Source organism: Pseudomonas sp. S06B 330, assembly GCF_002845275.2.
Lineage (GTDB): Bacteria > Pseudomonadota > Gammaproteobacteria > Pseudomonadales > Pseudomonadaceae > Aquipseudomonas.
In genome coordinates this window covers 2,042,967-2,056,722 of sequence record NZ_CP088149.1, presented here as the reverse complement: position 1 = coordinate 2,056,722, position 13,756 = coordinate 2,042,967, and the positions used below count along the sequence as shown (strand labels likewise).

Annotated in this window: 11 protein-coding genes and 1 tRNA gene; 7 read left to right on the top strand and 5 right to left on the bottom strand. The window is 60.3% G+C overall.

The window, feature by feature from the left end; translation table 11 throughout:
- Window positions 1-132: 132 nt before the first annotated feature.
- Window positions 133-1,035, top strand: a complete 903-nt coding sequence (locus tag CX511_RS09500) for a LysR substrate-binding domain-containing protein (protein WP_045180259.1) — start codon at window positions 133-135, stop codon at window positions 1,033-1,035.
- 38 nt (window positions 1,036-1,073) lie between these two features.
- Here CX511_RS09500 and CX511_RS09495 read toward each other — a convergent pair whose 3' ends face one another.
- Window positions 1,074-3,071 carry a peptidase U32 family protein gene (locus tag CX511_RS09495; RefSeq protein ID WP_101292058.1) on the bottom strand — a complete coding sequence of 666 codons (1,998 nt, stop codon included), beginning with the start codon at window positions 3,069-3,071 and terminating at the stop codon, window positions 1,074-1,076.
- Between the two features lie 258 nt (window positions 3,072-3,329).
- A complete protein-coding gene (locus CX511_RS09490) occupies window positions 3,330-3,710 on the bottom strand; it encodes a RidA family protein (protein WP_045180255.1) in 381 nt (126 codons plus the stop codon).
- Between the two features lie 229 nt (window positions 3,711-3,939).
- On the opposite strand from CX511_RS09490, the gene CX511_RS09485 reads away from it, so the two are divergent.
- A tRNA-Gln gene (locus CX511_RS09485) sits at window positions 3,940-4,014 on the top strand.
- Between the two features lie 143 nt (window positions 4,015-4,157).
- Here the strand turns inward: CX511_RS09485 and CX511_RS09480 are convergent.
- On the bottom strand, window positions 4,158-5,870 hold the full coding sequence (locus CX511_RS09480) for an amidase (RefSeq protein WP_101291866.1): 1,713 nt from the start codon (window positions 5,868-5,870) through the stop codon (window positions 4,158-4,160).
- Between the two features lie 170 nt (window positions 5,871-6,040).
- On the opposite strand from CX511_RS09480, the gene CX511_RS09475 reads away from it, so the two are divergent.
- From CX511_RS09475 to CX511_RS09465, 3 genes are all read left to right on the top strand, one after another.
- Window positions 6,041-8,458, top strand: a complete 2,418-nt coding sequence (locus CX511_RS09475) for a glucose/quinate/shikimate family membrane-bound PQQ-dependent dehydrogenase (RefSeq protein WP_101291867.1) — start codon at window positions 6,041-6,043, stop codon at window positions 8,456-8,458.
- 93 nt (window positions 8,459-8,551) lie between these two features.
- Window positions 8,552-9,829, top strand: a complete 1,278-nt coding sequence (locus CX511_RS09470) for a carbohydrate porin (RefSeq protein ID WP_101291868.1) — start codon at window positions 8,552-8,554, stop codon at window positions 9,827-9,829.
- 149 nt (window positions 9,830-9,978) lie between these two features.
- Window positions 9,979-10,344: a glyoxalase superfamily protein gene (locus CX511_RS09465; RefSeq protein WP_045180247.1), complete on the top strand. Its 366-nt coding sequence runs from the start codon at window positions 9,979-9,981 to the stop codon at window positions 10,342-10,344.
- Window positions 10,345-10,619: 275 nt separating this feature from the next.
- Here the strand turns inward: CX511_RS09465 and CX511_RS09460 are convergent, their stop codons facing one another.
- On the bottom strand, window positions 10,620-11,096 hold the full coding sequence (locus CX511_RS09460; RefSeq protein WP_177327744.1) for an Lrp/AsnC family transcriptional regulator: 477 nt from the start codon (window positions 11,094-11,096) through the stop codon (window positions 10,620-10,622).
- Between the two features lie 144 nt (window positions 11,097-11,240).
- Here CX511_RS09460 and CX511_RS09455 point away from each other — a divergent pair, with 144 nt between their 5' ends.
- Window positions 11,241-11,876, top strand: a complete 636-nt coding sequence (locus CX511_RS09455; RefSeq protein WP_045180243.1) for a LysE family translocator — start codon at window positions 11,241-11,243, stop codon at window positions 11,874-11,876.
- A 133-nt stretch (window positions 11,877-12,009) separates the two neighbouring features.
- Window positions 12,010-13,029, top strand: a complete 1,020-nt coding sequence (locus CX511_RS09450) for a branched-chain amino acid aminotransferase (protein WP_045180240.1) — start codon at window positions 12,010-12,012, stop codon at window positions 13,027-13,029.
- 51 nt (window positions 13,030-13,080) lie between these two features.
- Here CX511_RS09450 and CX511_RS09445 read toward each other — a convergent pair whose 3' ends face one another.
- Window positions 13,081-13,605 (bottom strand): sulfite exporter TauE/SafE family protein, encoded by a 525-nt coding sequence (locus tag CX511_RS09445; RefSeq protein WP_101291869.1) that lies wholly within the window; start codon window positions 13,603-13,605, stop codon window positions 13,081-13,083.
- Window positions 13,606-13,756 lie beyond the last annotated feature (151 nt).

Here is a 13,756-nt window from a genome sequence, read left to right as displayed (position 1 = left end):
GTCAGGCTAATCATGAATACTTGCTGAAACGGTATGGTCAGTACACCGCCAGGTAGTGGATGATGCCAATGATCCCGCAGCCTTGAGCCAGGCACAAACGGATATTCCCGCAGCCTTTGATGACTTTTACGAATGAATTACCGCAACCTCACCCCATCCATGTCCTTGCTGCTGGCCTTTGAAGCCGCCGCGCGTCACGAAAGCTATACCCGCGCCGCCGTAGAGCTGGCACTGACCCAGAGCGCGGTCAGTCGTCAGGTACAGGCCCTGGAGCAGCAATTGGGGGTGACATTGTTCCGCCGCGAAGGCCGCACGGTCAAGCTGACCGAGGTCGGACGGCTCTACCAGCGCGAGATCAGCGAAGCCCTGGGCCGGGTGCGCAGCGCCACGTTGCACGCCATCGCCCACCAGGCCGGTGGCGGTAATCTGCGCCTGGCGACCCTGCCGACGTTCGGCTCAAAATGGTTGCTGCCGCGTCTGCACGAGTTTTATCGCAGCCATCCCGAAGTGCTGGTGCACATCAATTCACGGATTGAACCGGTGGACTTCGCCACCAGCGGCATCGACGCCGCCATCGTGGTCGCCACCAACGACCTGCCAGGGCTGATCTGCCATCGTTTGCACGCCGAAGAGCTGATGGTGATCCTGTCGCCGACCCTGGCGGCGAGCAAACCGCAGTGGAGCCCCAAGGACATCAGTCAGCAAGTGCTGCTCAGCGTCGCCAACAATGCCAATGCCTGGGGCGAATGGTTCACTCACCACGGCCTGGCGCACCAGGCCATGCGCCTGGGGCCGAGCTTCGAACTGACGTCACACTTGATCCAGGCGGTGCGTGCCGATATCGGTATTGGCCTGGTGCCAAGGATCCTGATCAGCGATGAACTGGCCAGTGGCGAACTGAGTAGCCCCGCCCTGCCCTTTGCCAGTGCACGCAGTTACTACCTGGTGTACCCGCCGCGCAACCAGGCATTGCCCGCACTGGAAGCGTTCCGGCGTTGGCTGCTGGATAAGGCGGGCAATGAATTGAATGGTTGAGGGCGAGCGCGACGTCATGACGCCGCGCTCGCAGGCACTCAGTGCGGGGCGCGGGGGATGGTTTTGAGCAGGTCTTCAGGGCTGATATGGCCGACAACCTGTTGCACGCTGCCCGGTTGCGGCAAATCGAAGATGTGCCCCTTCATCTTGCCGATCACATGCATCTCGCACGGCTTGCAGTCGAACTTCAAGGTCAGCACTTCATCGCCATGAATCAGCTGCATCGGCGCAACCTTGGTGCGCACACCAGTGACGCCCTTGGCCTGTTTCGGGCAAAGGTTGAAGGAGAAGCGCAGGCAGTGCTTGGTGATCATCACCGGCACTTCGCCCTTCTCTTCGTGGGCCTCATAGGCCGCGTCGATCAGCTTGACCCCGTGACGGTGATAGAAGTCGCGTGCCTTCTGGTTGTAGACGTTGGCCAGGAACGACAGGTGCGACTCCGGGTACACTGGCGGCGGCGTCGTTTCCGCTTTGCGTCCACCCCGCGGGTGGGCGTTGATGCGCGCAGCAGTCAGCGCTTCGATGACCTCGCGACGCAAAGCCTTGAGCTGCGAATTAGGGATGAAATACGCCTGTGGCGCATCCAGCTCAATGGCCGTTGCGTGGTACTGGGTGGTGCCCAATTGACCGAGCAGGTCGTGCAATTGCTCCAGCGCTTGCTCTGGCTTGTTCGCCACCCCGAACGGACCGTCGAGGACGACGCTGGCACTGATGCCCTCTTCGCTGGTGGCCGTCAGTTGCAAACGCTCCTCACGCAAGCAGGCAACCCACGACAGGCCAACGCGGCGTTCGGCTGAAGTTTTCTGCAGGGCTTGTTGCCAGTTGTGGTCGAGGTTCCGGCTTAGCGGGTGGTTTGGCCGTAGCTGGTACATCTCTTTGGGCATTTCGTTGGGCTCGACGCGGTAGCGGTAGCGCTTCTCACCGTCTTCCTCGAACTCGCCCTTGGGCTCGGCGATGTTAGCGCGGAAACCCACGACTTCACGCTTGACCAGCACATTGAGGCCGTCGCCGTTGGACAGCGGCTCATGGCTGACCACCTGCAGGTCACGCTTGCCAACCTTCTCCACCACACCCACGGCCAGACCGGTGAAGGTCGGCGAATCGAAGGCACCGATATCGATCTTGCGCTCACTGACGAAATAGTCGGTGCTGCCGCGATGAAAGGTCTTGTCCGGATCGGGCACGAAGAAGTGCGCGGTACGGCCACTGGAAGCACGAGCCAGGTCCGGACGGTCTTCGAGGACTTCGTCCAGGCGCTGGCGGTAGTAGGCAGTGATGTTCTTCACATAACCCATGTCCTTGTAGCGCCCTTCGATCTTGAACGAACGCACACCGGCTTCTACCAGCGCGCGGATGTTGGCGCTCTGGTTGTTGTCCTTCATCGACAGCAGGTGTTTCTCGTAGGCGATCACCCCGCCCTTTTCGTCTTTCAGGGTGTACGGCAGGCGGCAGGCCTGGGAACAGTCGCCACGGTTGGCACTGCGGCCGGTCTGGGCGTGGGAAATGTTGCACTGGCCGGAGAAGGCCACGCACAACGCACCGTGAATGAAGAACTCGATCGCCGCATCGGTTTCGTCGGCGATGGCGCGGATTTCCTTGAGGTTCAGTTCGCGGGCCAGAACCAGTTGCGAGAAACCGGCCTGATCGAGGAACTTTGCCCGAGCCAGGGTGCGGATGTCGGTCTGGGTACTGGCATGCAGCTCGATCGGCGGGATATCCAGCTCCATCACCCCCAGGTCCTGGACGATCAGCGCGTCAACACCAGCATCGTACAGCTGATGGATCAGCTTGCGCGCGGGCTCCAGCTCATTATCGTGGAGGATGGTGTTGATGGTGGTGAAGATCCGCGCATGGTAGCGCCGGGCAAACTCCACCAGCTGAGCGATTTCGCTCACCTCGTTACAGGCATTGTGGCGCGCGCCGAAGCTTGGGCCACCGATGTACACAGCGTCGGCGCCATGCAGGATGGCCTCACGGGCGATGGCCACATCGCGGGCGGGGCTGAGCAGTTCCAGGTGATGCTTGGGTAAGGACATGTTTTTTTAGTCAGGCTTGTCACGGTCAAGGCGCGCATTGTAGCGCGAAACGCATGACGAGCACTCACAGGCCGCCGAACTGCTGGGAACACCTGCCTTGATAGCCTCTGTAGCCGCTGCCGCGAGGCTGCGATCGGGCGTGAAACGGCCGCCAAGCCTGTCCACCGTGATTCGTCAGATCCAACGAAGTGCCCGCGTTGCGACTGCTCAGCAGTCGATCGCAGCCTCGCGGCAGCGGCTACAAGGGCTGTGGTTGCTTTATGCCTTGGCAGCCATCGCCGTTACCTCTACACGCATGCCTTCCACCGCCAACGACGCCACGCCAACAGCAGCACGCACGGGCCAGGGCTTGGCGAAAAAGCGCTGGTAGACCTCGTTGAAGGCTGCGCGGTCAGCCATGTCAGTGAGGTAGATGGTCAGGTGCAACACCCGATCCATGGAGCTGCCGGCGCGCTCCAGCGCAACCTTGAGCGCCTGCAGCGTGCACTCGCTCTGCACAGTAATATCGCCCAGTTCCAGGCTGCCATCGGCGCGGGTCGGAATCTGGGTGGAAACCAGCAGCCCGCCGAAGCCGGCAACGTCACTGGAAATGGAGTCTGCGTCAGGATCGGGAAGGAAGCTAATGTCGTGATTGGCCATGGAAATGTCCTGCTCAAAGAGGGGAAAAAGGCAGTGAAGCGTGTCCAGGGCATTATGAGGCCTGACGCTCTCCAACAGTAACCGGCTGTTTTAAAAACAATTTATTTGTTCTGACTCTTCACAGACGGAGAAAAAGTTGGTAAATTTCCGCGCATTCCCGCAACGGCACACATTGCTAGTTGTGGTGAATCTCTTCAAACGGGTGCCAGACACTCGTCGCAACAGCTACAGGGGCGTCGCCAAGCGGTAAGGCAGCAGGTTTTGATCCTGCCATGCGTTGGTTCGAATCCAGCCGCCCCTGCCATTTTTCTACTGATCCAACTCAACACCTTTGCCGACAGGCGTCTACTCGACACCCTTGTCGCGATTTCGCGTCGCTCAAATCTACTCCGCCGCCTTTTAGCGGCCAGGGCTGGAGCGACCTCACTCCAGCCCTACCCTGCGCTGTTACTGGCCAGCTACCAATGGCGGCGTACGCGGCGGCACCAGCCGCTTGGAGCCGGTGGATTCAAACGCAGCCGCTAGGCGCAGCAGCGACGAATCATCATAGGCGCGCCCGGCAAATGTCAGCCCGACCGGCATACCAATGTCCGCCATCACCCCCATCGGTACGGTAACGGTTGGCACCCCCAGATGACGAATGGCCAGGTTGCCGTTCGCAACCCAGACACCGTTGCTCCAGGCAATGTCCGCCGACGCCGGGTCGACATCCGAGTTGGCCGGCGCCACATCGGCCACGGTCGGGAACAGCACAGCATCAAGCTGCAAGCCATCCATCCAGTCTTCGAGGTCGATGCGCCGGGTCTTCTCTAAACCACGTAGCCCCTCCGGCACGGTGCTGATCTGATCCCAAGGCGTAATGCCGCGCTCGGCCATGCGCACGTACTCGTCCATACCGGCAGCCAGGTCGCCTTCACGGTTAGGCAGTGTGCCCGGATCGTGGGGAAAGATGTTCGGGCCATCGACATCGACCAGGCGGTTCAATTTGGGGTCACCGTTGGCCTGGAGGAAATCATCGAAAGCCCACGCCGTCAGGTCCCACAGCTCATGATGCAAAAACTCCTTGGAGACCAGGCCACGGCTGAACACCGTCGGCGCCCCAGGGCGGTCACCCTCGCAATTGGACACCAACGGGAAATCCACCTCGATCACTTCGGCACCCGCCGCTTCAAGGGCCTTGCGCGCCTGCTCCCACAGGGCAATGACCGTAGGCCGGGTATTGATGCGCTGACCGGTCGGGCCACCGATACCCGGGTTTTCGCTGGTGCCCGCCTCAGGATCGGCATTGATGTACATGCGCGGGATACCCAGACGCTTGCCGGCGAGCGCAGCGGGTGTGGCGGCCAATTCCAGATAAGAAGCCGGACGCACCGAGGCGACGCTAGGGATCGCCACCCATGGCTGCATCCGCCACAGGTCGCCACGGGTATCGGGGTCCTCGGCAACGACGACATCCAACACCTCAAGCAGATCGGCCATGGTCCGGGCAAACGGCACGACAACGTCCATGGTGGGCGTCAGCGGCCAGTTGCCGCGCACCGAGATCACTCCGCGCGACGGCGTGTAGGCACACAACCCATTGTTCGAGGCCGGCCCACGCCCACTCGACCAGGTTTCCTCAGCCAGGCCGAACGCGGCGAAGCTGGCGGCGGTGGCGGTACCGGCACCATTGGATGAGCCCGAAGCAAATGGCGCGGTCAGGTAGTCCGCGTTATACGGACTTTCGGCACGGCCGTAGACGCCACGCTGCATGCCACCATTGGCCATGGGCGGCATGTTGGTCTTGCCCAGACAAATGGCACCAGCGGCGCGCAGGCGCTCGATGGTGAATGCATCGCGGTAGGCCACCAACTCGGCAAACGCCGGGCTGCCGGAGGCGGCCGTGAGTCCTTTGACCAGGTAGCTGTCCTTGGCTGTATACGGGATGCCATCGAGCGGCCCGAGGATTTCGCCCTTGGCCCGGCGGGCATCGGCCGCCTGCGCTTCGGCGAGTGCTTCGGGGTTGCGCACGACCACAGCATTGAGCGCCGTCGCCGTGGCCGGGCCATCATAGGCATCGATGCGAGCCAGATAGGCCTGGACCAATTCGACCGAGGTGGTTTGGCCGGATTCGAGCGCTGCACGCAGCTCGGCGATGGAAATTTCAGTGACTTCGATCATGCTTGTTACTGCCTGCGGCTGAAGGTTGAGCAATGGGCACCATGAAACCCTGACACTGCCTTTAAAGCAACAGAGCAGCCTGATGATCCGAAGGTCTAAAATGTACTAACTTGTTAATTAGCTTGCTAAGGGTATAATTCGGCCACTCCCCACTTCGAGTTTTTTTCGATATGAAGCAAACACCGCGCACCTCTGGCGCCTCAACATTCATCCTGATAGGCCTGGGCATCATCATCGCCCTGCTCGGCCTGGCACTGGCCGCCGGTGGCGTGAAACTGGTGGGCCTGGGTGGCTCCTGGTACTTCCTGATTGGTGGCCTGGCCATGGCTGTGTCCGGCCTGCTGATAGCCCGCCGCAAACCATCCGGGGCCTGGTTGTATGCCGTCTTCCTGATCGGTACGGCACTCTGGGCATTGGCCGATGTAGGGCTGGTGTTCTGGCCACTGTTCTCGCGCCTGTTCATGTTCGGTGCGATCGGTTGTGTGCTGGCGCTGGTCTATCCGCTGCTAGCGCGCGCCGCTGGCACCACACCCGGCCGTGGCGCCTACGGCGTAGCGGGCGTACTGGCCGTCGTACTGGTGATTGCCGCGGGCAATATGTTCGTCGCCCATCCCACTGTCGCGCCCACTGGCAATGGCCCGGGCCTGACCCCGGTCGACCCGGCTAACGCCCAGAAAGACTGGGCCCACTATGGCAACACCGAAGGCGGTAGCCGCTTTGCCGCGCTGGATCAGATCAATCGCGGCAACGTCAACCAACTGAAAGTAGCCTGGACCTATCACACGGGTGATGTGGCCGTCAGCGACGGCAACGGCGCTGAAGATCAACTGACCCCACTGCAGGTTGGCAACAAGGTGTTCATCTGCACCCCGCACAACAACCTGATTGCCCTCGATGCCGATACCGGCAAAGAGCTGTGGAAGAACCAGATCAATGCCAAATCGGCGGTCTGGCAGCGTTGCCGCGGCATGGCCTATTTCGATGCCACTGCACCTATCGCGCAACCGACGCAAACGAACAGCTCGGCAATCATCCCGGCCAGCGTACCTACCGGTGCCAACTGCCAGCGACGCCTGCTTACCAACACCATCGACGCCCGTCTGATTGCCGTTGATGCCGATACCGGTGAGTTCTGCCAAGGCTTTGGCAACAACGGCCAGGTCGACCTCAAGGCTGGCCTGGGCAACGTCCCGGACAGCTACTACCAGCTGTCATCGGCGCCGCTGATGGCCGGTACCACCGTGGTGGTTGGCGGACGTATTGCCGACAACGTCCAGACCGACATGCCAGGCGGAGTGATCCGCGGTTTCGACGTCATCAGCGGGCAGATGCGCTGGGCCTTCGACCCGGGCAACCCCGAGGACCGTAACGCACCAAGCGGCGACAGCAGCTACGTGCGCAGCACCCCCAACAGCTGGGCGCCGATGTCCTATGACCCAGCCATGAACACCCTGTTCTTGCCGATGGGCAGCTCGTCTACCGACATCTATGGTGTCGAACGTACCGCGCTGAACCACAAATACGGCGCGTCGGTATTGGCGCTGGACGCGAGCAGCGGTGAAGAAAAGTGGGTGTACCAGACCGTGCACAACGACCTCTGGGACTTCGACCTACCGATGCAGCCCAGCCTGATCGACTTCACCAACGCTGACGGCCAGTCCGTCCCCGCCGTGGTGATCGGCACCAAGGCCGGACAGATCTACGTGCTCGATCGCGCCACTGGGAAACCGCTGACTGAAGTGGTGGAAACTCCGGTCAAGCCGGGCAACATCCCGAACGAGCCTTACTCGCCTACCCAGCCAAAATCGATAGGCATGCCGCAGATCGGTGCGCAACAGCTGACGGAGTCGGACATGTGGGGCGCCACACCCTACGACCAACTGCTGTGCCGCATCGACTTCAAGAAAATGCGTTATGACGGTCTTTACACTGCGCCGGGCACCGACCTGTCGCTGAGCTTCCCGGGTTCGCTGGGCGGCATGAACTGGGGCAGTATCTCTACCGATCCGGTGCACGGCTTTATCTTCGTCAACGACATGCGCCTGGGCCTGTGGATTCAGATGATTCCATCGCAGAACAACGGCCAGGCTGCCGCCGGTGGCGAAGCGCTGAACACCGGCATGGGCGCTGTGCCGCTCAAGGGCACGCCGTATGCGGTGAACAAGAACCGCTTCCTTTCGGTGGCCGGCATTCCTTGTCAGGCCCCGCCGTTTGGCACCCTCACCGCCATCGACATGAAGACGCAAAAAGTCGCCTGGCAGGTGCCGGTTGGCACTGTCGAAGATACCGGCCCGCTGGGTATCCGTATGCACCTGCCGATCAAGGTTGGCCTGCCTACTCTCGGCGGCACCCTGTCGACTCAAGGCGGCCTGGTGTTCATTGCCGGCACCCAGGACTTCTACCTGCGCGCCTTCAACAGCGGCAACGGTGAGGAAGTCTGGAAAGCCCGCCTGCCAGTGGGCAGCCAGGGTGGCCCGATGACCTATGTATCGCCGAAAACCGGCAAGCAGTACATCGTCATCACCGCCGGTGGCGCCCGTCAGTCGAGCGACCGTGGCGACTATGTAATGGCTTACGCCCTGCCCTGATTCGCCCGCCTTTACGCAGGGCAAGCCCGCTGTGCTAGCGGACTTGCCCTGCGATCAGGACCGCCTGCAATACATCGTTAGGAACGCTGCACAATGCCCCGCGCTTTTCGCTTCACCCATTGCCTGCTCACCGCCCTCACCGGTTTAACCGCCCTCCCCAGCCAAGCCCATGACGACCTCCTTACCCGCAACACCCTCAGCGGTGACTGGGGTGGCGTGCGTCAACAACTCGACGCGCATGGCATCACGTTCAAAGGTGATTACAGCGGCGAGACGGCCTACAACGCTGATGGCGGCCTGCACCGCTCAGCACGCTACTCGCAGAACCTCAAGCTCGGCGTGCAGTTTGACCTGGGTAAGCTGTATGGCCTGGAGCACGGCGACAAGATCCAATTAACCGTCAACGACCGCCGTGGCAACAGCGCCTCCGAAGAACTGGTCGGCAACCGTCTACCCATCCAGGAAAACTACGGCGGCCTCTACACCCGCCTGACTGAACTGAGTTACGAACGCACCCTGTTCACCCCGGCACTGAACGTCAAATTCGGCTACATGGCCATGGGTAACGACCTCGGCGGCCTGGACAGCGGCATCCTCTGCAACTTCATGAACGCCGGTTTCTGTGGTCACCCACTGAACATGTCGGGCGGCAGCGGCTGGACCAACTACCCCAATGCCCACCTTGGTGTGCGGGTGAAGTACGACCTGTCAGCAGCCTGGCAATTGCGTGTGGCCGCCTTCAATGTCGACCCTGAAAGCAACGGCAACTCCAGTCGTGCCTGGCACCTGGGGCCTAAACACAGCACCGGTACCGTGGTGCCGATAGAACTGGTGTACAAGCACCAAGGCAGCCTGCCGGGCGAGTACAAGCTGGGCTATTACTACGACAGCTCTGATACCCAGCGCATCGGCAGCGACGACGAGGTGGCCGGTCGTGGCGGCCATTACCTATTGATCGACCAGGCACTGTGGAGCTCCCAGGTCTCGACCGGGCGCAGCCTGCATGCCTTCGGTCAGTACTCGGCGGCCAGTGCAGCCGCATCGCCGTTCAAAACCTGGTATGGCGTGGGCATGGTGCTGTACAAGCCCTTCGAGGGCCGTCCCAAAGACACCTTCGCCCTGGGCTACGGCCGCGCCGTACCCAACCCGCGCAGTCGCGACGTGCAGCAGGATGCCGCCCTGGCCAATGGTGAAAACTTCCCTAACCTGGACAGCGCCGAACAGTTGATCGAGCTCAGCTACGGTTACCAGGCCACGCCCTGGCTGACCCTGCGCCCGGATGTGCAATACATCATTGAACCTGGGGCGTTTTCCGGGGAGCACATCGACAATGCCCTGGTCCTGGGGTTGCAGGTCAAGGCAACCTTCTAAGCCTCTCCCTGTGGGAGTCAACCCTGCGGGCTCCCACAAAATCAGCACAATACCAGTGCCCCACCAGCAGGCAGCGCCGCATTTGATGACGGTGACGCCGATCAGCTATAACTGCGCATCCAATAGATAGATGACAAGGACTTCATACCATGCACCTCGCCCCCGCCATCCCGGTCCTGCGTATCTTCTCAGTTGAAAAAGCCAAGGAGTTCTACCTCGACTTCCTCGGCTTCACCCTGGATTGGGAGCACCGCTTTGAGCCTGACCTGCCGCTTTACGCGCAAATCCACCGCGACGATCTGGTTCTGCACCTGAGCGAACATCACGGTGATGCGACGCCAGGTTCGACGGTATTTGCCCGCATCGAGGACATCGCCGCACTGCAGTGCGAACTGATCGACAAGCGCTACGGTTACTCCCGCCCTCAAGCACAGAATGTAGGCTGGGGCTTGCAGATGGAGATCGCCGATCCGTTCGGTAATCGCCTGCGCTTCTGTCAGCAGATCGAGGGCTGAACGGGCAGGCAAACAGCAACGCGCCCCACGATCGAATGCCGCTCCAGCAGTTGAAACTGGACGCGCAGAGGCTACTGGGAGCTGAGAGCCGCGTTGTACGGGACATGAAATGACAAGGCCCCGTCCATTGCTGGGCGGGGCCTTGATTTACCCTGCTGCCTGGTGTTGAAGCTCTCGTGCCTGCGCCGCGAATGGCGGTGTCGTGGCACGGATCGAGGTCAGCGGGCAAAGCGTCATTGAAATTATGGTGCGCCCGACTTTGTCATCTGTCCAGCTCAACGTGCATCTAGATGCGCCAACGGTAGCGGACCGTGGGGTTTGACCGTCTGGATCGCGAAATTACTGCGAATATCACTCACGCCGGGCAGCTTGAGCAGCGTCTCGATAAGAAAACGCTCGTAGCTGCGCAGGTCAGGCACCACCACCTGCAACAGAAAATCCGACTCGCCCGAAACCAGATGTGCGGCAATCACCTCGGGCAACGCCAGTACCGCCTGTTGAAATGCCTGCGCCGCCGGCTCGTGGTGGCGCTCGACCTTGACCCCGACAAACACTGTCAGGCCCAAACCCACTTCATCGCGGTCCAGCTGGGCAGCGTAGCCCTTGATCATGCCCGCTTCCTCCAGCAAGCGCACGCGGCGCAGGCAGGGGGAAGGTGACAGACCAATCAGCTCGGCCAACTCGACATTACTCAGGCGGGCGTTGCGCTGGAGCGCGTCGAGAATTTTACGATCAAAAGCATCAAGGGTAATTTTTGGCATTATCTGTATTTTCCTTTACTGATATTGGCAGTTTATATCAATACACCCCACCATCAACGCAACAATCGCAAGCACCTGCCAAGCCCTTCGGGCTTAGAATTTTCTCCAGTCTGTAGCTCGCCAGGGGATGGTTTGATGACTCAATACAGCGTGTTTTGCGTAGCCCTGCTGGTGGTCTACCTAGTACCAGGACCGGATATGTTCCTGTTGCTCAACACCGGCGCCAGCGAAGGCCGACGCCAGGCGTTGATGACCGCACTGGGCCTGGCCTTGGCGCGTGCAGCGCATGTTTGCCTGGCGGCCTTGGGCCTGGCCGCGCTGCTACGCAGCCACCCCTGGGCTTTTGAGCTGCTGAGCATCGCTGGTGGCCTGTACCTGGCATGGCTGGGCTGGCAATTACTGTGCGCGCCGCTGACCCCACCCCCCACTGTCAGTGACATTGCGCTGCGCCGAGGCCATTGGTCGGCAGCGTTGAAAAAAGGCCTGTTGACCAATCTGCTCAATCCCAAGGCCTTACTGTTTTGCTCGGTGTTGCTCCCGCAGTTCATCAGCCAAGAGGCCGGTTCAGTCAGCCAGCAGTTCGCTATCCTCGGCACCGCGCTGGTGGTTGTAGGCCTGGGTTTTGACAGTTTCTATGCTCTGAGCGGTGACCGCCTGGGCCGCTGGATGGCCGCCAGCCCGTGGAAACAGAAGTTGCAAAACCGACTGTTCGGCACCTTGCTGATCGGCTTCGGCACGCGCCTGGTTCTGCTGCGCGAGCTGGCTGGCTGAAGATTTTCACTGCGACCATGGTCCAATCCTATGACTGGGCGTTCCCGATCTGCACGGGATGTATTATCGTGGCTGCGTGCGCAATAACAGACGCCTGAGCCGTCAGGCATATGCAAACCGATTCGAGGGTGCCATGAGTAACGAAAGCATTAACTGGGACAAGCTGGGCTTCGACTACATCAAGACCGACAAGCGCTACCTTTCCTACTTCCGCAACGGCGAGTGGGACCAAGGCACCCTGACCGAAGACAACGTGCTGCACATCAGCGAAGGCTCGACCGCGCTGCATTATGGCCAGCAATGTTTCGAAGGCATGAAGGCCTACCGCTGCAAGGACGGCTCGATCAACCTGTTCCGCCCGGACCAGAACGCCCTGCGCATGCAGCGCAGCTGCGATCGCCTGCTGATGCCACAGGTGCCGACCGAACAGTTCATCGACGCCTGCAAACAGGTGGTCAAGGCCAACGAACGCTTCATTCCGCCATACGGCAAAGGTGCGCTGTACTTGCGTCCGTTCGTCATCGGCGTCGGCGACAACATCGGTGTGCGTACCGCGCCGGAGTTCATCTTCTCGATCTTCGCCATCCCGGTCGGCTCGTACTTCAAAGGCGGCATGACCCCGCACAAGTTCCTGATTTCCGACTACGACCGTGCCGCGCCTCAGGGCACCGGCGCCGCCAAGGTCGGCGGCAACTACGCGGCCAGCCTGCAACCGGGCTACAAGGCCAAGCAAGCCGGTTTTGCCGACTGCATCTACCTCGATCCGCTGACCCACACCAAGATCGAAGAAGTCGGCTCGGCCAACTTCTTCGGTATCACCGCCAACAATGAGTTCATTACGCCGAAATCGGCGTCCGTACTGCCGGGCATCACCCGCCTGTCGCTGATGGAACTGGCGCAAACGCGTCTGGGCCTGACGGTTATTGAGGGCGACGTATTGATCGACAAGCTTGACCTGTTCAAGGAAGCCGGTGCCTGCGGCACCGCCGCCGTGATCACCCCGATCGGCGGTATCCAGTACGGCGGCAAGCTGCATGTGTTTTACAGCGAAACCGAAGTCGGTCCGGTAACCCAGAAGCTCTACAACGAGCTGACCGGCATCCAGAGCGGCGACATCGAAGGCCCAGCGGGCTGGATCGTCAAGGTCGCCTGAGGCGCTACTGAGCGATAACAGAAGGGCATACCAGCGATGGCATGCCCTTTTTCATATCCACATAGACACACCCATTCTACCGATAAGAAATAACAGCAAGATCAAAAAGAACACCCGAATAAAACCACTACCATATCGCAATGCCAAAAAGACCCCCTGCAGCACTTCTTTGGTCCCGCATTGTATTTTCGTATGAACCCGCCCTAGATCCTTTCTTACAAAGGTATAAACCGCCATCACGATCAGTACGACAAAAACAACGGGCTCCATAAGCGCTTTCGGGACGAGCGAGATGGAAAAAGCCCCTAGTAACGCGAACATGAATGCAGAAACCAGAGTAGGAAGCAGAAGCCTCCATGCAATTTCTATTCTTTTTGTGTAGCTAAGAACGGATGAAAGATTTCCTGCCAAAACCGCCAGCTTGTTAGTTCCAAAAACGGTAGACAAGCTATATTGCGGCAAAGCGTGCAAGAGCGCCGGCACTTGAACGAGCCCTCCCCCACCTACCGCCGCATCTATTAAGCCACCGCAAAATGCAAAGAAGCCTAGTACTACCAAGGTGTATTCATAGCCCATGAGAATCGTCCAGCAAGGGCATGCACACTTACATCTACGGCACTCTTCAGTCGGCCATCCCAACGCCGAACGTGGCAGCCAAAACATTTACAAGCACCGCAAAATACGCCTATGAACGCTTGTAAAGTGGTAAAGACTGCAATCTAGCAAG

Excerpts from the sequence above, each read along its gene's own strand:
- CX511_RS09500 (WP_045180259.1), top strand. The coding sequence starts at position 133 with ATGAATTACCGCAACCTCACCCCATCCATGTCCTTGCTGCTGGCCTTT.
- CX511_RS09495 (WP_101292058.1), bottom strand. The coding sequence starts at position 3,071 with ATGTCCTTACCCAAGCATCACCTGGAACTGCTCAGCCCCGCCCGCGAT.
- CX511_RS09490 (WP_045180255.1), bottom strand. The coding sequence starts at position 3,710 with ATGGCCAATCACGACATTAGCTTCCTTCCCGATCCTGACGCAGACTCC.
- CX511_RS09480 (WP_101291866.1), bottom strand. The coding sequence starts at position 5,870 with ATGATCGAAGTCACTGAAATTTCCATCGCCGAGCTGCGTGCAGCGCTC.
- CX511_RS09475 (WP_101291867.1), top strand. The coding sequence starts at position 6,041 with ATGAAGCAAACACCGCGCACCTCTGGCGCCTCAACATTCATCCTGATA.
- CX511_RS09470 (WP_101291868.1), top strand. The coding sequence starts at position 8,552 with ATGCCCCGCGCTTTTCGCTTCACCCATTGCCTGCTCACCGCCCTCACC.
- CX511_RS09465 (WP_045180247.1), top strand. The coding sequence starts at position 9,979 with ATGCACCTCGCCCCCGCCATCCCGGTCCTGCGTATCTTCTCAGTTGAA.
- CX511_RS09455 (WP_045180243.1), top strand. The coding sequence starts at position 11,241 with ATGACTCAATACAGCGTGTTTTGCGTAGCCCTGCTGGTGGTCTACCTA.
- CX511_RS09450 (WP_045180240.1), top strand. The coding sequence starts at position 12,010 with ATGAGTAACGAAAGCATTAACTGGGACAAGCTGGGCTTCGACTACATC.
- CX511_RS09445 (WP_101291869.1), bottom strand. The coding sequence starts at position 13,605 with ATGGGCTATGAATACACCTTGGTAGTACTAGGCTTCTTTGCATTTTGC.